This is a genomic window from Williamsia maris (genome assembly GCF_024171815.1).
Lineage (GTDB): Bacteria > Actinomycetota > Actinomycetes > Mycobacteriales > Mycobacteriaceae > Williamsia_A > Williamsia_A maris.
In genome coordinates this window covers 1,132,307-1,149,154 of record NZ_JAMTCJ010000003.1, presented here as the reverse complement: position 1 = coordinate 1,149,154, position 16,848 = coordinate 1,132,307, and the positions used below count along the sequence as shown (strand labels likewise).

The window sequence follows — 16,848 nt, the reverse complement described above, 5'->3', positions numbered from 1 at the left end:
TTCTCCATCCCGCGCGACGACTACGTGCCCGTCGTCGGCATCGACGGCTACGACCACGCCAAGATCAAAGAGGCATACGGACTGAAGAAAGCCCAGACCGAACAACACCTCATCGATGCCGGCGTCACCGACCAGGCGACGCTGGAATCACGCAGCCGCGACGCCGGACGCGCCGAAACACTGCAGACCGTCCGAGCCCTGACCGGGGTACCGATCGACCGGTTCGCCGAGGTCAGTCTCGTGGGGTTCTACGACATCACCAAAGCCTTGGGCGGGGTGCAGGTCTGCCTGAATCACGCGGTCTCCGACAGCTATTCGGGTGCGCACTTCGCCGCGGGCGTGCACACCCTGAACGCAGCCCAGGCACTGGCGTTCGTCCGGCAACGCCACGGCCTCGACAACGGCGACCTCGACCGCACCCACCGCCAACAGGCATTCCTGCTCTCGGTCACCCACGCCCTGTCCTCATCGGGGGTGTTCGGCGACCTGAACAAACTCGACGCCCTGGTCACGGTGGCCCAACGCGACGTCACCCTGTCGGCGGGATGGAACGTCGTGGATTACGCCCACCGCATCGGCGACATCAACGGCCAGAGCACGCGGTTCACCACACTGCCGGTCCAGCGGTACGACACCATCGACGGCCAGGACGTCAACATCATCGACCCCACCGCCATCAGAACCCAGGTCCAAACCGCATTCGGACTCATCCCACCCGCGCCGACGTCTGCCGATCCGCGTCCGTCGGTAGAGGCCCTGTCGGGCACGGCCACCACGGGAGTGGACCCGACCCCGGACCAGGGAGCGCCCGTGACCACCTCGGCCTTCGGCGTCCCTTGCGTCGACTGAACTCAGAGATCGTCGAGTTCGACGTAGCCGTCCTGCAGGGCCCGCGCGAGCAGAGTGGCCTTGGTGTTCGCCGGCCGACCGACCACCTCGTATTTCGCGCGGATGCGGGAGATGTGGGTGTTGACCGTCGTGCCCGCGATGAACAACCGCGTACCGACCTCGTCCTTCGAGTCGCACAGGACCCACATGCGCAGGACCTCCACCTCGCGGGCGCTCAGATCGGGTCGGGCGGGCATGGTGACGGGTTCCATCAGGGTGGTCATCGAGGTCCTCGTGTCGCAGGGGCCGTCGTCTCGTATCCGGCCGTACCCGAGAGTAGGGCGGGGGTCCGACAATGCGACAGACCCGACTTATGGTGTCCCCCGAGCTGGTGTCACCTTTAGTTGCGGACATGTTCGCATCGGCGACCGACAGGTTCACGACGCACAGCGCCGCCCGCATCACGGTTGCCGGACTCGGTCACCGGTCGACGTCGGCTCCGGTGGCGTCGAACTCCCGACGGCCGGTGTCGTGGCCACTGCGGACGTAGATCGACGCCGCGGCTGCACGGTGCGGCGGGAGCAGACGGACCCGGACATCGCCGGACCGCGCCCGCACGAGCGTGTCGACGACCTCCGTGTGGATGCGTTCGCGGGCGTCGGGGGTAAGCGGTTCGGCGGTGCGGTCGTCGAGAAGGATGACCTCGACGCCGCGTGCGCGGGCCGATCGCGCGGCGTCGGCGATGGCGGGAGAGACCAGCCCGGGCGCGCGTAGTCGGTCGCGCAGGTGGGCCTCGAGGAGTTCACAGGTGGAGCGTTCGGCGGCGGTCAGCTCGGCTCCCGAGGCGATCCGGTCGAGCATCGGCCGCGCCAGACGATCGAGCTCGGCCAGCTGGGTGTCGCGTTCGGCTGCTGCGGCGGTACGGGCGGCAAGGACGGCTGCCTGCTGCGCCCCGGCCGCCCGCAGCTCGAAGATGGCCTTGGCAGCGGGGCGGATGGTGAGTGAGAAGACCGCGCCGATGGCCACCGGCCCGAAGTCGATCAGCACCATTCCCAGTCCGGTCGTCGCCCCGAGACCGACGAGCGACGCCCAGATCGTGTGCACGGCCACGCTTCCCGCGAGTCCGAGCCAGGCGAACGTCGTACGTCCGCGCACGCACAGGAAGCACAGCAGCACCGTCGTCGCACCGTGGGCCCACCCCTGGGTGCTGACGGCGAGTGGGGCGGGAGACACCGACAACGTCAGCACCGCCGTCACCGGACAGGCCGCCGCGATCAGCAACGCCCACCGAACCGGGAGCGGATCGCCAGGGGCCGAGATCAACGCCACCGCAGCCGCGGTGAGTGCGACCAGCGCGATCACCGACGGCCACACTGTCGAGACACCCTCCAGGGACGTGAAGTTCACGTACGCCATGCACGCCAGGTAGGCCGCGAGCACAAATCGCGCTCCGACGGTGTGCATGCCCAGCAGAGCGCGCGCGTCTTGGGGGCCGCGGTCGAGACTCGAATCGTCGACGGTGGGTGTCGTCGTCGTGAGCGGCGCGCTCGTCAGCTTCGTCACGATGTGGTCCACCCCAGAGTGACGGTCGTACCGGTCCCTGGTTGCGACTCGATGTGAGCAGTTCCGTTGTGCAGAGAAGCCATTCGGCCGTGGATACTCACCGCGATACCCATGCGATGTGCCGGGACCGCGCGGGTGTCGAAGCCCGGCCCGGTGTCGGAGACGGTCACCGTTACCGACCCTGCTGCGAACTCCACCTGGGCACGTCGGCCGGTGGGTGTGGCGTAGCGGACGGTGTTGCGGGCCGCTTCGGCAGCTGCGGCGGAGATCGTTCGGATCACCTCGGGTGCGTAGCCGGTGTCGCCGACATCTCCGGTTCCGGTGACACTCATCGGAATCGACTGGTCCACCTCGGCTATGCCGTTGCGGATCACCGCCGCCGCCGCGCGGGCGTCCAGGTCGTGGGCGACCACGAATTCCGCGTCGAGGCGATGGAGGTTGTCGACAGTGGTGTTCGCCTGACGTGTCACTGTCGGTGTGTTGCCCTGACGTGCTGCGGCCAGCAGTGTGGCCATCACGCCGTCATGGGTCAGGGCGTTGAACCGGGCGCGCTCGGTGGCCACGGCCTGCGCGGACGCGGCGGCACGCGCCACGCCGTACGCGCGTTCACGGGTGTGGTCGAGCAGGCGGGCGGTGCGCACTCCCATCAGCGCGGCGGCCACCGGTACCAGACAGAATCCGCCGGCGAAGGCGATCTCGGTGAGCAACGGACTGGCGACGTTCGGCGTCCGGACGAGATAGTTGTCGTAGGCCGCGATGACCACGACGATGACGAGATAGAGCAATGCGCGAGGCGGCCGCCAGATCAGTGCCGCAGCGAGTGCGGGCAGACCGTTGAACTGGACGAACCACAGTCCGTGCGAATCGTCGATGACGCCGCCGTTCCACGCCAGTGGCCAGATGGCGATCACCACGAGGAAGCCGAGCAGGGCGATGGTGGTGGTGATGTTGATGCCGCGCACCGATCGGGCGATACCTGCGATGCCGATGGTGATGCCGGCCGCGAACACGATGACGATCGACGGGATGGACCACCATGCCGCGGAGACGCGGGCAGCCGCCGGGAAATACGTCGACGTGATGACCAGGTAGGCGATGTAGCCGGCGCCGACGAAGATGCCGAACTGGCCTAGGATCCGCGTCTCGGCGCTTCCCGCACCTGCTCGCGTCGCCGTGGCCGGCGTGCCTCTCAGCGGCGGAATCGGCGGGGCATCGGTAGCCATCCGTCCTCCACCGCACGTTTGTAGAGATCGGTCTTGGTGGGTGCTGGTCTGCCCGCCGCGGCGTACTTCTGGCGGATGCGCCCGAGGTACTGGTTCACGGTGTCGCCGGACAGCCCGGTCACCGAGGCGACACGCGCGGCGGGCTCGCCCGCGGCGTACAGCTCCAGGACCTGGCGTTGGCGCGGACTGAGATTGACGTCGACGAAGTCCGCGTCGGCATCGATCGCCGCGGCCCAGTCCATCGTCGCGACCTGTTCGCCGCGCGCGGCCGACCGGATCGCGTCGAGGACCTCGGTGGCGCGGGTCGACTTGCGGACGACGCCGAGAACTCCGGCGGCCGCCGCCGAGCGCACCAGGAAGGCCTCCTCGGCGGAGGTGTAGACGAGGGCCTCGATCCCGTGCGTGCGCAACTTCTCAACGTTGCTGCGGGGCGAGGTCCCGTCGCCGAGCCGAAGATCGAGGACGGCCAGATCGAGGTCCGTGCTGATCGCGAGGAGCTCGTCGGCCGTCGGTGCGCCCCCGATGAACTCCAGGTCCGGCGTGGTCGACATCATCGCCTCGAGGCCCAGGATCGAGATCTCGTGATCATCGACAACTCCTATGCGGTACCGCTCGGGTGTCGCCTTGCCTGCCGCGGTCTGATCGTCGGTCACTGCGCCGACTCGTCGTTGAGCCGTCGCGTGTTCTTCGTGGTCACCGAGATATTCTTACCGGCGATGTCGTCCAGTTGCATCTGAACTGTGACTAGTCACGATCGGCTACCTGGACTCCAGATTGGCAGTGCTCAGGGCATCGGACAATCCCGTGAACAGGGGACACCCAACTCCGGTAGGCGTGGTGGCACCATGAAACCCATGACCATCCCCGATCTCACCGTCGACGAACTGCTCACCACCACCCGCACCGTGCGCAAGCGCCTGGACCTCGACCGGCCGGTTCCGATGGAACTGATCCGCGAGTGTCTGGAGATCGCACTGCAGGCCCCGTCGGGGTCGAATCGTCAGGGGTGGCAGTGGATCGTGGTGACCGATCCCGAGCAGCGACGCCGTGTCGGCCAGATATACGGGGAGGTGACCGAGAAGTACCTCGGGTCGGGCGCGTCGGCGTCCTCTCTGTTCGCCGACGACCCCGAGCGCGCGAAGGTGCAGCAGCGTGTGGGTGCGAGTGCTGCGTACCTCGGCGAGACGATGGGCGACGTCCCGGTGCTGCTGATCCCGTGTATCGAGACGGGAGGCGCTCTGCCGCAGGGCAATCAGGCCGGGCTGTGGGGGTCGCTGCTGCCCGCGGTGTGGAGCTATGCTCTTGCCGCGCGCGCCCGCGGACTCGGAACTGCCTGGACGACATTGCATCTCGCTCGTGAGGCCGAGGTCGCCGAGATCCTCGGCATCCCCGACGGGTATTCCCAGGGAGCCCTGATCCCGACCGCGTACTACACCGGCGAAACGTTCAAGCCCGCGTCACGCGCACCCCTCGACGAGGTCCTGCACGTAGATCGTTGGTGATCAGCGCGACCGTCTGACCCGCCACAAGGCGACCACGGCGATCACGACCGCGACGATCGACAACAGGTCGGACTCGGTGACGCCGTGCGCGACGTTGAACGACACGAGGACCCGGCCCTCGATCGGGCCGTTGAACCGCGACCACAGCACGGCCACCACGGTGAGCACGGCTGCCGCGGGCAGGCTGGGGCGTGCGAGACACCACGCGCCGGTGACGAAGAGCAGGTTCAGGATGACCAGGGCGTGGAAGGACTGTTCGGAGATGGGCATCAGTGTCGGCGCCGTTCGTGGTCATGGGTGGTGACGGGCTCACCCGAACCGGTACCGACGAGCCGGTCGAATTTTAGCTACGTTGCGTCACCCTCGGCAATATGACGAAGAACGGGGCCCTTGGCTACCATTTCCGCCGGGGGTACTGATGAAACAGGAACAGGTGGAACGGCATGCCGCGGCGATCATCGACGCGATCGATGATCGGATGCGGGCCGGGTCGATACCGACCGATGCGCTCACTTTCGCCGATGTGAGCAAGCACGCGACCGAGCCGTTCGGCGACATCGCCGTGCTCGACGAATTCGACCGGGACCACGTCATCCGTCGGGTCGACGAGGTGTTGCGCATCCGGGCCGGCGGCGTCGACTGACCCGACGGTCAGGACAGGGTGCGTCGCAATGCGGCCCGGTCGACCTTTCCGGGTCCACGGCGGGGCAGTTCGTCGACCACGAACACCTCACGGGGCACCGCGGTCCGGTCGAGTTGCTCGGCGGCCACCGCGCGAACCCGTTCGGTGGTGACGACGGCGCCGCTCGCTGCGACCACGACCGCCACGACACGCTCGCCGAGGCGCTCGTCGGGCAGGCCGAGCACCGCGCACTCGGCGACCGTCGGATCGCTCAGGATGACCGCCTCGACGACCTGTGGGACGACGGTCAGACCGCCGGTGCTGATCGCCTCGTCGGCTCGTCCGACGATGCTGAGCACTCCCGCGTCGTCGAGCCGACCGAGGTCATCGGTGCGGTACTCGCCGGGTGTCGTGAACGCCGGGTGGTCGGGCAGGTTGCGGTAGCCGAGCGCGACCACCGGACCGGACAGCACCACCCGTCCGATGCCGTCGGGATTCGGGTCGGCGAGACGGATCCGCACCCCGTCGAGGGCGACGCCGTCGTAGACGCAGCCGCCGCAGGTCTCGCTCATGCCGTAGGTCCGGACGATCGGGATGCCGGCGTCGATGGCGCGTTGCTGCAGTAGGGCCGGGGTGGCGGCACCACCGACGAGCACCGCGTCCACCTCGCGAAGCGCTGCGGTGGCCGAGGGGTCGTCGAGGGTCTTGATCAGCTGCGTCGGTACCAGCGAGGTGTAGCGGTGGGGACCGCTCATGGCGTCGATACCGGCGATCAGGTCGGCCGGGTCGAACCCTCCCGCGACATCGATGATCACCGGGGTGTGTCCGGCGCGCAGGCTGCGCAGCATCACCTGCAGGCCGGCGATGTGGTGCGGCGGCAACGCGAGCAGCCAGCCGCCGGGCCCGCCGAGGAAGGACTCGGTCGCCGCGGCCGAGGCCGAGAGAGTCGCGGGAGTGTGCATCGCGCCCTTGGGGATCCCGGTCGTCCCCGAAGTCGCGACAACCAGCGACACCGCGTCGTCGATCGGTTCGCCGGCACCGAGAGCGGCGGCGAGCCGATCGGTCTCGGTGGGGTCGGCGGCGGGCACCGGCAGGGCGGCGACGGCCCCGGCGAGGATGTCGGTGAGTGAGCCGATGAGATCGAGGACCGCGGGGCCGGACGGCAGCGGGAGAGCGGTGAGAGTTCTCAGGACGCGTCAGACGTCCCGCCGCGCTGGCCGGCCTCGAAGGTCCAGCCCGCGTCCTCGAGGATGGCTCGCACGCGGGCGATGTCGGCTTCGGACGGCAGTTCCTCGGTCACCTTGGTGATCAGGACTCCGACGTCGACGCGGGAGATGGGTTCGGTCTCACCGTGGTCGGCGGCATCAGCGATCAACGCGTCGGAGATCTCATGGACCTCGTCGTCGGAGAGCTGACGGCGCAGCAATGCCATGAGCGGGACGTAGTCGTTGGTCGGGACGCCGTTGGGATAGCCGGCACGCAACCAGTTCATGATCGAGCGCATGAGTTGTGGGCGGTCCATGCTGCCTCCCCGCGTGCGTGGACTGGCGAACTGTTCTCGGAGCGCGATGCTGCACGCCGTACGGTCGATTTTGGCACATCCGGGCCGTTACGAGTACTTGCTCGCTCGGCGCCCGTGGGTGATCGTTCGGGACGGGCTCAGTTCACCGGAGCGGAGAGCGGCCAACCGACCGACGCGAGCCGGGAGGCGACCTGGTTGATCTCCTCCGGGTTCGGCTCCAGCTCGATCACCTTCGCGATCGCGCCGCGGATCTGGTCCTCGGTGACCGGATCGTCGGTGCCGTGCTCCTTGAAGACGGTGAGGATGGCCCGGGTGACCTGCTCCTCGTCGAGCGAGCGCTTGAGCAGCGCCAGCAGCGGGAAGTAGTCCTTCGGGGGCACGCCCTCGGGGTACCCCGCGCGGACCCAGTCGAGGATCGCGTCGAATGTCCTGGTGTCGGCCATCGTCAGCTCACTTCACCGGCGCGAACGGGAAGAGGTTCACCCCGAAGTGGTAGTTGATCGTGGTGCGGGTGATCCAGAGGATCCCGACCACGATGACCGCCGCGATGAGCAGGAACAGGAACGCGCCCGCGGCCTTGAGGGCCGGATTGGGTGCGGTGGTCGAGCCGTCGTCACCGATACCGCCGCTGCCGGCCGCGTAGAGCCGCAGTCCGATCGCGAAGACCGCGGGGAGGCCGGCTCCGAGCACCAGTCCGATGACCAGCACCTTGAGAATGGCTTCGAAGGTTTCCATCTTCTACGTTTCCTCGGTTCTGAATCTGTGGGTGCTCAGCGGGTGCCGACGGTGGCCGGGTTCTCCGCGGCGATCTCGGCGGGGATGACCGTGTTGGACTTCTCGTCCCAGTCGGCGTTGACGTTGTTGTGGTCGACCTTCTGCTGCTGTGCGCGCCAGTACATGTAGCCCGACAGCGCCACCAGGATCACGAAGATGACGATGGCCCCGGCGGCTCCACCGATGGAGTTGGCGATGTAGAAGGTGGCGGCACCGACCAGGCCGGCGAGGGGGAGCGTGGTGACCCAGGCGACGATCATGCGGCCGGCGACACCCCAGCGCACCGATGCGCCGGGCTTGCCGACACCCGATCCGAGGATCGAGCCGGTGGCGACGTGGGTGGTCGACAGCGCCATGCCTGCGGCACTCGAGGTGAGGATGATCGCGGCCGAGGAGGCCTCCGCGGCCAGACCCTGAGGGGCCTTGATCTCGACCAGGCCCTTGCCCAGGGTGCGGATGATGCGCCAGCCGCCGAGGTAGGTGCCCGCGGCGATGGCGATGGCGCAGGAGAAGACGATCCAGATCGGCAGGCCTTCGCTGACCGAGCCCGCGGACAGGTGGCCGGTCGCGATGAGGGCGAGGGCGATGACGCCCATCGTCTTCTGTGCGTCGCCGGTGCCGTGGGCCAGCGAGACGAGCGAGGCGGTCGCGATCTGACCTGTGCGGAACCCGCCCTCCTTCTTGCTGTCGACGATCTTGGAGGTGATGGCGTAGATCAGCCAGGTGCCGAGCGCGGCGACGAGCAGCGCGATCACCGGGGCGAGCAGCGCCGGGATGATGATCTTCTGGGTGATGCCCTCCCAGTTGACGCCGGAGGTGCCGATGGCGGCGAGGCCGGAGCCGATGAGGCCACCGAACAGCGCGTGCGAGGAGCTCGAGGGCAGACCGAACAGCCAGGTGAAGAGGTTCCACAGGATGCCGCCGATCAGGCCGGCGAAGATGATCACCAGGGCCTTCTGGCCGTCGAGTCCGCTGACCAGGTCGCCCGCGCCGGGGCCCTTGGTCTGCTGGATCTTGAGGACGTCCTTGGTGATGGTCGCCGCGACCTGGACGGAGAGGAACGCTCCGACGAGGTTGAGGATCGCGGCGATGGTCACCGCGACCTTGGGCTTGAGGGCCCCGGTCGCGATGGACGTGGCCATCGCGTTGCCCGTGTCGTGGAAGCCGTTCGTGAAGTCGAAGCCGAGTGCTGTGACCACCAGCAACACCAGGATCAACATTTCTGCGCTCATGGCGCTCATTGTGATGTCACGAAGCCGTAAATGTCTAAGCGTCCGTGACCTGTCCTCACGGCTCCACCTGGCCCTTTGGACTAACTACAGCCACCGTTTACCGATTGTTCATCTTGGATCGGCGTGGTGTCCGATTCTCGCCGGTCCGTTGCGCTACGGACGTCGGTCCGAAGGGGGTGTCCGGCCGGGATCTCGACAAAGATCAGCGTTCGTCCGTCGGGGTCGAGAACGTGCATCTCGCGCAGTCCCCACGGCTCGGTCCGGGCCTCACGTGCGATGGCGACGCCGGCGTCGCGCAGGGAGGCCTCGGTGGCATCGAGATCGCGGACCTGAAGCCACAGACCCGTCGCGTCGGTGCCGGGTCCGGTGACATCGGACTCCAGGTGCGAGGCCACCTCGATGAGAGTCGAACCGGCGAAGAACACGACTCCGGCTCCGTACTCGCGAGCGATGGCCAGCCCCAGCTGATCGCGATAGAAGCGCAGGGTGGCGTCCGCGTCGGCGGGCCGCAGCAGTACACGGGCACTCAAGATCTCCACCGTCACTGTTTTATCGCATCCCGGCTCTTGGGCGGAACCATAAGTCGAGTTATTGTCGAGGCGGCGACGGACCCGATCACTTGATCGGGCATCATCGACGACGACGTCGTGGAAGGGCGGTTCGCGCATGAAGATCGGTATGGGCATCAACTACGCCGGAGATTTCAGCGAGACGATCAACAATCTCCTGGAGTTCGAGAAGGCGGGACTCGACCGGGTCGCGGTCCCCGAGGCGTACAGCTACGACGCGGTGAGTCAGCTCGGTTACATCGCCGCGAAGTCGACGACCCTCGAGCTCGCCACCGGCATCCTGCCGCTGTTCACCCGCACGCCCACCAACATCGCGATGACCGCCGCCGGCCTGGACTACATCTCCGGTGGCCGCGCGGTGCTCGGCATCGGTGCCTCGGGGCCGCAGGTCATCGAGGGGTTCCACGGAGTGAAATACGACGCCCCGCTCGGCCGGGCCCGCGAGTACGCCGACATCTGTCGCAAGGTGTGGCGCCGTGAGCGCCTGGAGTACGACGGCAAGTACTACAAGCTCCCGTTGACCAAGGAGGACGGCGGCACCGGACTCGGCAAGCCGCTCAAGCTCATCAACCACCCCGTGCGCGAGCGCATCCCGATGGCCCTGGCCGCGATCGGCCCGAAGAACGTGGCGCTGGCCGCGGAGAAGTTCGAGGAGTGGCAGCCGATCTTCTTCCACCCCGACCACGTCGACGCCGCGTTCGGTGAACCGCTCAAGGCCGGCAAGGCCAAGCGTGAGGCCGAGCTGGGAGAACTGCAGATCTCGGTGACCACCGCGTTGCTGATCAGCGACGACGAGACCGCCAAGGACAACGCCCGTGCGCTCGTGGCGCATCAGGTCGCGCTGTACGTCGGCGGCATGGGTGCGCGGGGCAAGAACTTCTACAACGACCTCGCCGTGCGCTACGGCTACGTCGACGAGGCCAAGGAGATCCAGGACCTCTACCTCGACGGCAAGAAGGACGAGGCGGCCAACGCGGTTCCCGACGATCTGGTGCGTCAGATCTCGCTGATCGGATCGGCCGACGAGGTCAGGGATCGGGTGCAGGCCTTCGAGGCCGGCGGCGTCACGATGGCGTTGGCGACCCCGATGGCTGCCGACCACGCCGCGAACGTCGAGCAGATCCGCCTTCTCAAAGGGATGATTGCCTGATCGCGGCGAGAACTCGTCGCGGGTGCCCGTAGAGGAGTCTTGATGCCGTCACCGTTCGACCCGGTACTGCGTACCTACGACGAAGACCGCGCGATCCATGGCAGCTTCCCCCTGAAGCTCCAGCTGCTGATGCGGGCGAAGACCATCGTCAAGCAGGCCATCGCGACCGGTGTGCCCGCGCAACCGGTCGACGAGCCGTATCTCGTGGTGCCGATCCTCGGGCAGTCCAACGCCAGCGGCGCCGGCCTCGAGGCGCCCGGCGTCACCGCCCCGGCTCCACATCCCCGCGTGCACCAGTGGCCGGGATGCGGGCGCCAGAAGGGTCGCGTCCTGGAGGCGAGAGAGCCTCTGTTGCACGAGGTCCCGGGCGGTGGCGTCGGATTCGCGACCACCTTCGGTGCGCAGTTGGCCGAGGAGACCGGCAAGCCCGTGCTGCTGGTCCCGACCGCGCGTGGCGACACGTCGTTCTACCCCAAGAACGGGTACTCCTGGGATCCCGGCAACACGCAGGTCCGCGTCAACCTGTTCCGGTACGCGTGCAAACAGATCGACTCGGCGCTGGCGTTCACCGGGCAGCCGGTCACCGCGATCCTGTGGCATCAAGGTGAGTCCGACGGCCCGTTGACCCCCGCCGACGAGTACCAGGCCCAGTTCGATCTGCTGATCGCCTCGCTGAAGGTCCGGTACGGCCCCGCGCCGTTCATCCTCGGTCAGCTCAGTCCGGAGTACATGCGCCTCGGCCCGCCCAAGCTCGCCGGGATCGACGCCGTGCACCGCGACACCCCGAATCGGCATCCGCACACGCGATTCGTGCCCTCGCCCGACGGCATGCTCAACGGTGGCGAGGATCCGCACTTCAACGCCGAGGCCGGCCGCGAGATCGGTCGGCGCATGTATGCGGCCTACGCCGAGATGGTGGGCAGGCCCGCGTCGTGAGTCCCGCCGCGTCCGACACGGGCCGGTGGTCGGTTCTCGGGACCGGGGAGACCGGTCCGGCCTAGTCTGGGTCATGCCAACGGCTCTGATCACCGGTATCACCGGACAAGACGGTTCGTATCTCGCCGAGTTCCTCCTCGGCAAGGGGTATGAGGTACACGGTCTGATCCGACGGACCTCGTCGTTCAACCGGGCGCGCATCGAGCACCTGTACGTCGACCCGCACGAGACCCGGACCCGGCTGCATCTGCACTACGGCGATCTCGGCGACAGCGCGCGACTGATCACCCTGCTCTCCGACATCGCGCCCGACGAGGTCTACAACTTCGCCGCGCAGTCCCATGTGCGGGTGAGCTTCGACGAACCCGAACACACCGGTGACGCAACCGGGATGGGCGTCACCCGCATGCTCGAGGCCACCCGGCTCGCGCGACCAGACTGCCGGTTCTATCAGGCGTCGAGTTCGGAGATGTTCGGTGCGACACCACCGCCGCAGAACGAGAAGACGTCGTTCTATCCGCGCTCGCCGTACGGCGCCGCCAAACTGTACGGCTACTGGATGACCCGGAATCACCGCGAGGCGTACGGCATGTACGCAGTCAACGGGATCCTGTTCAACCACGAATCACCCCGCCGCGGGGAGACTTTCGTGACGCGCAAGATCACCCGCGCCGTGGCCGACATCACGGCCGGTCGTCAGGAGCACGTGTACCTCGGAAACCTCGATGCTGTCCGCGACTGGGGGTACGCGCCGGAGTACGTCGAGGGCGCCTGGATGATGCTGCAGGCCGACGAGCCCTCGGACTATGTGCTGGCAACCGGGATCCCCTGCACCGTCAAGGAATTCGTGATCGCCGCATTCGCACACGCGGGACTGGACTGGGAGGAACATGTCCGCTTCGACGAGCGGTATCTTCGCCCCACCGAGGTCGACTCGTTGATCGGCGACGCGACCGAGGCCGAACGGCTCCTGGGATGGAAACCATCCGTGGGTGTCGGTGAACTCGCGCGGATCATGGTCGACGCGGACATCGCCGCACTCGCGCACGACTCGACGCCCTGGATCGACACCGTGACGTTGCCGTCCTGGTCGGGCGGCGACGTCACCGGTGGTCGAGGCCCCCACTGATCAGGCCGCGGACTCCTCGTCGGCCAGGATCTCGGCCGCCGGAGGCAGGCCGATGCTGGGCTCGTGCCCGCGGAAGTTCTCCAGCCACCACCGCCAGTCGTCGGGGACGAGCTCGAAGGGGTTGTCGTAACCCAGTTCTCGTGCGGCCCAGACCGGCCAGTGCGGATTGGCCAGCGCGGGCCGCCCGAGGAAGGCGAGGTCGATGGTTCCGTTCTTGATGACCTCGTCTGCCTTCTCCGGCACGCCCAGGTTCCAGCTCGTGGCGATCGGGATGTCGACTGCTTTCCGCAGGCGCTCGGCCCGCGAGAGCATGAAGCCCTGGTTTCCCATCGGGTTGTTGCGCATGTCGTCGGTGTTGAACCCGAGCGAGATGTCGGCGAGGTCGAGACCGTGCTCGGTCATCCATCCGATCGCGGTGATCGCGTCGTCGAACTGGGTGCCGTCGGGGTTGAGGTCGTCGGAGCCCAGGCGCATCGTGAGCGGGAACTCGGACGGCCACACCTCGCGGACCGCGTCGAGGGCCTCGAGGTGGAACCGTGTCCGGTTCTCCAGGCTGCCGCCGTACTCGTCGGTCCGCTGGTTCGCCAACGGGGAGAAGAAGCTCGCGCCGAGATAGCCGTGCGCGTAGTGCATCTCGAGCCATTCGTAGCCGGCGTCCACCGCGCGGAGTGCAGCATCCGCGTAGCTCTTGTAGAGGTCCTTGATCTCGTCGCGGGTCAGCTCGTGGACGGGGAAGGAGTGATCGCCGCCGTAGGGGATGGCCGACGGGGCGCGGCAGGTCCACCCCTGCGGATGATCCGGCGGTAGCTGCGATCCGCCGGGGTATCCGTCGATGGTCTTGTACTTCGGTACCTCGCTGCCCTTGCGGCCGGTGTGTCCTAGTTGGATACCCGCGACGCCGCCGAACATCTTGATGGCGTCGGTGACGCGCCTGTGGCCCTCGATCTGGTCGTCGTCCCAGATGCCGGAGCAGGTGGTCGACGTCCGTCCGTCCGGGGTGATGGCGACCTGCTCGGGGAACACGAGGCCGAAACCGCCGGCGGCGCGAGCGCCGAGGTAGCTGACGTGGAAGTCGTTCATCTTCCCGTCGGTGGACTGATACATCGTCATGGGGGACATGACGATTCGATTGCGCAGCGTGACGCCTTTGAGCGTGAACGGTGAGAACAGGTTGGGCATGGGTGTCTCCGAGTGGTTCGGCGGGACGTGGGGATCGGCGGTTCGCGTCGTCGGGGACCGGCTCGGGTTCCAGTTGACCAGCGAGGTGCATCAGCGGGGTTACGGTGCCCTGTCGTCCCGTAAAGAACTGCTCACCGCAATGCGAGCATCTCGGTGAGGCGTCGAAACCGTTCTCTAGCTGCAGGGTTGTCCGAGAACCCGCACATCGGCCGGGTTCGTCAGCGGCTGAACCGGGATGTCGGGCGCGACCGTCGACTGCGGTTCGCTGACCTCGAACCGCACTGTGGTGGGCGTACGCGGCGCGAGTGGGAGAACCACGTAGTGAACGGGGTGTCCCAACTCGACGCCCTCGCCGTAGCTGACCGGACTGCCGTCGACGGTCAGCGCCTTGATCCGTGAACTCCACGACGAGTAGAGCGCAAGTGTCACGCGGTTGGTCCGTGGGGGGAGCGAACCACCGCCGGGCAGGTAGGTTCCCAGCACCTCGGGCGACAGGACGGCGTCCGGGACGTTGTTGGTGAGGGTGACATCGATCAGGATCTGTTGCCGTTCATCGGTACACGCGCCGTATCGGTACCGGACGGTAAGGCCCAGGTAGTAGTCGAGCTTGCTCGCGTACGCATTGTTGACGACGACGTTGGCGTACGGCCCGGGGGAGTAGGGGACTTCGTGACCAAGGGCCGTGCCGGCCAGTTCGGCCTGCTCGGCGGGGGCCTGACTCCAGACTGCGATGCGCTCGTCTCGTGTCGCTGCGCCGAGTGCACTCGCCAGTGCGGTCACCTGGAACCGGCCCGACGTGATCCGATCGAAGGTCGCCTCTGCGATGTCGGCCAGATAGGTCTTGCGTTCGTCGCGATCGTCGGCGAAGCGGGCGTACGCCTCGGATTCGGTCGTGGCCACGATGGTGTCGGCGGCTGCCGTCCGGCCGTCTGGCAGTGCGACCGGACCGGTGGCGCCGAGAATGCTGCGCAGCCCCGGCGGGTCGATGCCGATCACGACGTCCGGGGTGACACCGGTGAGTTGACGGGCGAGGCTACGCCAGATCCGCGCCGCGTACGGGAAGTGCGGGCTCTGGTTCGAGTTCTGCCATATTCGAGTCGGATCAGTCGATCCGTACAGGTTCTCGTAGTCGGCACCGAGATCGATCGGTCGGCGAGGCGGCAACGCCAGGTCCTTCACCACCCGGATCAGGGAGATCTTGCCGCGATCCGCGGAGAACAGGATGAAGCCACCGATGAGACCGCCCGTACCGCGGGCTTCTGCGTTGTTCTGCAACCCCACGAGAAACGTCCGCCGACGATCTGCGCCCAGCAAGCTCGGTGCGAGGTCCGTTGCGGTTCGTGCCGCCGAGAGCGTCGAGTCGAGCCGGGACAACTGTTCGACGAACTCGTCGCGTGCGCGGTCGACGGGCGGCAACCACGTGCGACCCGAGATCAGCTTCGCGCGTCGCAGTGCGCTCGACGTCGCGCCCGATGCGGCCGCGAGCGGGGCCTGTGATCGCCGGATTGCGTCGATGTCGACCCGCCCCCGGTCGAGCAGGGGTCGAGAGGTGAGGGATTCCATGGCTGCTGCGGCCTGTGGCAGCCCGGAGTGCGTCACGTCGTCCAGCACGGAGGCGATGGCAGTCGCGGAATCGATGGGGGCGCCGATCCACGGCACGTTCGTGACCAGACTGAGCGGCCGTCGACCCAGAGCAGCCCGCGCAGAGGCGGATGCGGACCCGGCTTCCGAGACCTCTCGTTGCACCACGGCGGTGTTCCCGATCGCGGCCTGGGCGGCGGCCAGGTGCCCGCGTGCGGCGGTGAGATCGGCGCGCGCGGTGATGAGGTCGACGGAGCACCATGCGGCGAATCCGATCATGATCAGCAGGCCGGCGATTGCGCACCGCACGATCCAGCGTCGGCGTGGATGCCGACGATGTCTGCGGTGAGGCGCCACACGCCCATTCCCTCCGCCGACACCGGTGAATGCCTTTCATTATGCGCGCGGGACCATCGCTCGCAGGTGTCTGACGAAAATGGCGTCGAATGATCGTGCGCATATCGGCTTGGGTCGAGAATTCACGCCTGCCTGGCGAAATGGTGGGCGTACGATCATGGAAACCCGGTAACGGATGCTCGGACTGTGGCGATAGAGCTGTCACACATGGTTCGTCGATTTCATTTCGCCGGGGAGATTGGAATCGGTCGAGAATGGGCCGTGATCCGCGGCGATGTGTAGTTTCGAGAGGCGACCGAGTACATGGGCGGAAATCGAGGTGGGAGCCGGCAGACCGTGCGAATTGTCGTGACGGTCGCGCTCTGCATCGGGGTGTTCATCGCCACGGGGTCGACGGCCTCTGGGGCGCCCTACCCCCCGGTGCTCCCCACCGGACAGGTACCCGCGGTCGCGACCGTTCCGGCGCCGGTGCTCGGTGGACCGGGCGCCCCGGCGGTGCGTTACGGCGCCGAGGCGCCGGTGATCGCTCCGGGCTCCTATCCGGTGCAGGCGCGGACCGGAGCGGGTCCGGTACTCGCCCCTCCGTCCGAGACCGCTACGCGCGCGGTTGTCGTCGGCCTGCTGCTGATCAGTCTGTTGTCCTCGTTCTACGCGGTCAGGCGCATCCGCCTGCGGCGGTGA

20 protein-coding genes are annotated in these 16,848 nt (G+C 67.4%); 7 read left to right on the top strand and 13 right to left on the bottom strand.

Annotation, left to right across the window (positions count from 1 at the left end; translation table 11 throughout):
* The coding region (locus LX13_RS18610) for an LCP family protein (protein ID WP_253662736.1) at positions 1-849 on the top strand (849 nt) is incomplete at its 5' end.
* A 2-nt stretch (positions 850-851) separates the two neighbouring features.
* Here the strand turns inward: LX13_RS18610 and LX13_RS18605 are convergent.
* The 4 genes from LX13_RS18605 to LX13_RS18590 form a co-directional block, all read right to left on the bottom strand.
* Positions 852-1,112, bottom strand: a complete 261-nt coding sequence (locus LX13_RS18605; RefSeq protein WP_253662735.1) for a LuxR C-terminal-related transcriptional regulator — start codon at positions 1,110-1,112, stop codon at positions 852-854.
* 196 nt (positions 1,113-1,308) lie between these two features.
* Positions 1,309-2,391, bottom strand: a complete 1,083-nt coding sequence (locus tag LX13_RS18600) for a DUF8320 family protein (protein ID WP_253662734.1) — start codon at positions 2,389-2,391, stop codon at positions 1,309-1,311.
* The gene (locus LX13_RS18595) at positions 2,388-3,614 is read right to left on the bottom strand and encodes an ATP-binding protein (RefSeq protein WP_253662733.1); all 1,227 of its coding nucleotides are present in this window, start codon (positions 3,612-3,614) and stop codon (positions 2,388-2,390) included. The genes LX13_RS18600 and LX13_RS18595 overlap by 4 nt, the downstream gene beginning before the upstream one ends.
* On the bottom strand, positions 3,581-4,267 hold the full coding sequence (locus LX13_RS18590) for a LuxR C-terminal-related transcriptional regulator (protein ID WP_253662732.1): 687 nt from the start codon (positions 4,265-4,267) through the stop codon (positions 3,581-3,583). Before LX13_RS18590 ends, LX13_RS18595 begins: the two co-directional genes overlap by 34 nt.
* 201 nt (positions 4,268-4,468) lie before the next feature.
* Here LX13_RS18590 and LX13_RS18585 point away from each other — a divergent pair, with 201 nt between their 5' ends.
* Complete coding sequence (locus LX13_RS18585) at positions 4,469-5,116, top strand: nitroreductase family protein (RefSeq protein WP_253662731.1); 648 nt, start codon at positions 4,469-4,471, stop codon at positions 5,114-5,116.
* On the opposite strand, the gene LX13_RS18580 is transcribed toward LX13_RS18585, so the two are convergent.
* On the bottom strand, positions 5,117-5,386 hold the full coding sequence (locus tag LX13_RS18580; protein WP_253662730.1) for a hypothetical protein: 270 nt from the start codon (positions 5,384-5,386) through the stop codon (positions 5,117-5,119). It lies immediately after the preceding gene.
* 148 nt (positions 5,387-5,534) lie between these two features.
* Between LX13_RS18580 and LX13_RS18575 the strand changes: the two genes are divergently transcribed.
* Complete coding sequence (locus LX13_RS18575; protein WP_253662729.1) at positions 5,535-5,759, top strand: hypothetical protein; 225 nt, start codon at positions 5,535-5,537, stop codon at positions 5,757-5,759.
* An 8-nt stretch (positions 5,760-5,767) separates the two neighbouring features.
* Here the strand turns inward: LX13_RS18575 and menE are convergent, their stop codons facing one another.
* The 6 genes from menE to LX13_RS18545 form a co-directional block, all read right to left on the bottom strand.
* Complete coding sequence (gene menE, locus LX13_RS18570) at positions 5,768-6,928, bottom strand: o-succinylbenzoate--CoA ligase (RefSeq protein ID WP_253662829.1); 1,161 nt, start codon at positions 6,926-6,928, stop codon at positions 5,768-5,770.
* Positions 6,925-7,260, bottom strand: a complete 336-nt coding sequence (locus tag LX13_RS18565) for a DUF3349 domain-containing protein (protein ID WP_253662728.1) — start codon at positions 7,258-7,260, stop codon at positions 6,925-6,927. Before LX13_RS18565 ends, menE begins: the two co-directional genes overlap by 4 nt.
* A gap of 137 nt (positions 7,261-7,397) precedes the next feature.
* Positions 7,398-7,703: a DUF3349 domain-containing protein gene (locus LX13_RS18560; protein WP_253662727.1), complete on the bottom strand. Its 306-nt coding sequence runs from the start codon at positions 7,701-7,703 to the stop codon at positions 7,398-7,400.
* Positions 7,704-7,710: 7 nt separating this feature from the next.
* The gene (locus LX13_RS18555; protein ID WP_253662726.1) at positions 7,711-7,995 is read right to left on the bottom strand and encodes a hypothetical protein; all 285 of its coding nucleotides are present in this window, start codon (positions 7,993-7,995) and stop codon (positions 7,711-7,713) included.
* 35 nt (positions 7,996-8,030) lie between these two features.
* Positions 8,031-9,266, bottom strand: a complete 1,236-nt coding sequence (locus LX13_RS18550) for an inorganic phosphate transporter (RefSeq protein ID WP_253662725.1) — start codon at positions 9,264-9,266, stop codon at positions 8,031-8,033.
* An 80-nt stretch (positions 9,267-9,346) separates the two neighbouring features.
* Positions 9,347-9,805 carry a VOC family protein gene (locus LX13_RS18545; RefSeq protein ID WP_253662724.1) on the bottom strand — a complete coding sequence of 153 codons (459 nt, stop codon included), beginning with the start codon at positions 9,803-9,805 and terminating at the stop codon, positions 9,347-9,349.
* A gap of 127 nt (positions 9,806-9,932) precedes the next feature.
* Between LX13_RS18545 and LX13_RS18540 the strand changes: the two genes are divergently transcribed.
* From LX13_RS18540 to gmd, 3 genes are all read left to right on the top strand, one after another.
* Entirely contained in the window at positions 9,933-10,985 is a 1,053-nt protein-coding gene (locus LX13_RS18540; protein ID WP_253662723.1) for an LLM class F420-dependent oxidoreductase, read from the top strand.
* Positions 10,986-11,027: 42 nt separating this feature from the next.
* Positions 11,028-11,921, top strand: a complete 894-nt coding sequence (locus LX13_RS18535) for a sialate O-acetylesterase (RefSeq protein WP_253662722.1) — start codon at positions 11,028-11,030, stop codon at positions 11,919-11,921.
* Positions 11,922-11,994: 73 nt separating this feature from the next.
* Positions 11,995-13,050, top strand: a complete 1,056-nt coding sequence (gene gmd / locus LX13_RS18530; RefSeq protein ID WP_253662721.1) for a GDP-mannose 4,6-dehydratase — start codon at positions 11,995-11,997, stop codon at positions 13,048-13,050.
* On the opposite strand, the gene LX13_RS18525 is transcribed toward gmd, so the two are convergent.
* Both LX13_RS18525 and LX13_RS18520 read right to left on the bottom strand, forming a co-directional pair.
* Entirely contained in the window at positions 13,051-14,229 is a 1,179-nt protein-coding gene (locus tag LX13_RS18525) for an NADH:flavin oxidoreductase/NADH oxidase (protein WP_253662720.1), read from the bottom strand.
* 174 nt (positions 14,230-14,403) lie between these two features.
* The gene (locus LX13_RS18520) at positions 14,404-16,119 is read right to left on the bottom strand and encodes a DUF4012 domain-containing protein (RefSeq protein ID WP_253662719.1); all 1,716 of its coding nucleotides are present in this window, start codon (positions 16,117-16,119) and stop codon (positions 14,404-14,406) included.
* 384 nt (positions 16,120-16,503) lie between these two features.
* Between LX13_RS18520 and LX13_RS18515 the strand changes: the two genes are divergently transcribed.
* Positions 16,504-16,848, top strand: coding sequence for a hypothetical protein (locus LX13_RS18515; RefSeq protein ID WP_253662718.1), 345 nt, complete (start codon positions 16,504-16,506; stop codon positions 16,846-16,848).

Bases quoted from the DNA above. Each gene is read 5' to 3' on its own strand.
- LX13_RS18605 (WP_253662735.1), bottom strand. From the start codon at position 1,112: ATGACCACCCTGATGGAACCCGTCACCATGCCCGCCCGACCCGATCTG.
- LX13_RS18595 (WP_253662733.1), bottom strand. From the start codon at position 3,614: ATGGCTACCGATGCCCCGCCGATTCCGCCGCTGAGAGGCACGCCGGCC.
- LX13_RS18585 (WP_253662731.1), top strand. From the start codon at position 4,469: ATGACCATCCCCGATCTCACCGTCGACGAACTGCTCACCACCACCCGC.
- LX13_RS18580 (WP_253662730.1), bottom strand. From the start codon at position 5,386: ATGCCCATCTCCGAACAGTCCTTCCACGCCCTGGTCATCCTGAACCTG.
- LX13_RS18575 (WP_253662729.1), top strand. From the start codon at position 5,535: ATGAAACAGGAACAGGTGGAACGGCATGCCGCGGCGATCATCGACGCG.
- LX13_RS18565 (WP_253662728.1), bottom strand. From the start codon at position 7,260: ATGGACCGCCCACAACTCATGCGCTCGATCATGAACTGGTTGCGTGCC.
- LX13_RS18560 (WP_253662727.1), bottom strand. From the start codon at position 7,703: ATGGCCGACACCAGGACATTCGACGCGATCCTCGACTGGGTCCGCGCG.
- LX13_RS18555 (WP_253662726.1), bottom strand. From the start codon at position 7,995: ATGGAAACCTTCGAAGCCATTCTCAAGGTGCTGGTCATCGGACTGGTG.
- LX13_RS18550 (WP_253662725.1), bottom strand. From the start codon at position 9,266: ATGAGCGCAGAAATGTTGATCCTGGTGTTGCTGGTGGTCACAGCACTC.
- LX13_RS18540 (WP_253662723.1), top strand. From the start codon at position 9,933: ATGAAGATCGGTATGGGCATCAACTACGCCGGAGATTTCAGCGAGACG.
- LX13_RS18535 (WP_253662722.1), top strand. From the start codon at position 11,028: ATGCCGTCACCGTTCGACCCGGTACTGCGTACCTACGACGAAGACCGC.
- gmd (WP_253662721.1), top strand. From the start codon at position 11,995: ATGCCAACGGCTCTGATCACCGGTATCACCGGACAAGACGGTTCGTAT.
- LX13_RS18525 (WP_253662720.1), bottom strand. From the start codon at position 14,229: ATGCCCAACCTGTTCTCACCGTTCACGCTCAAAGGCGTCACGCTGCGC.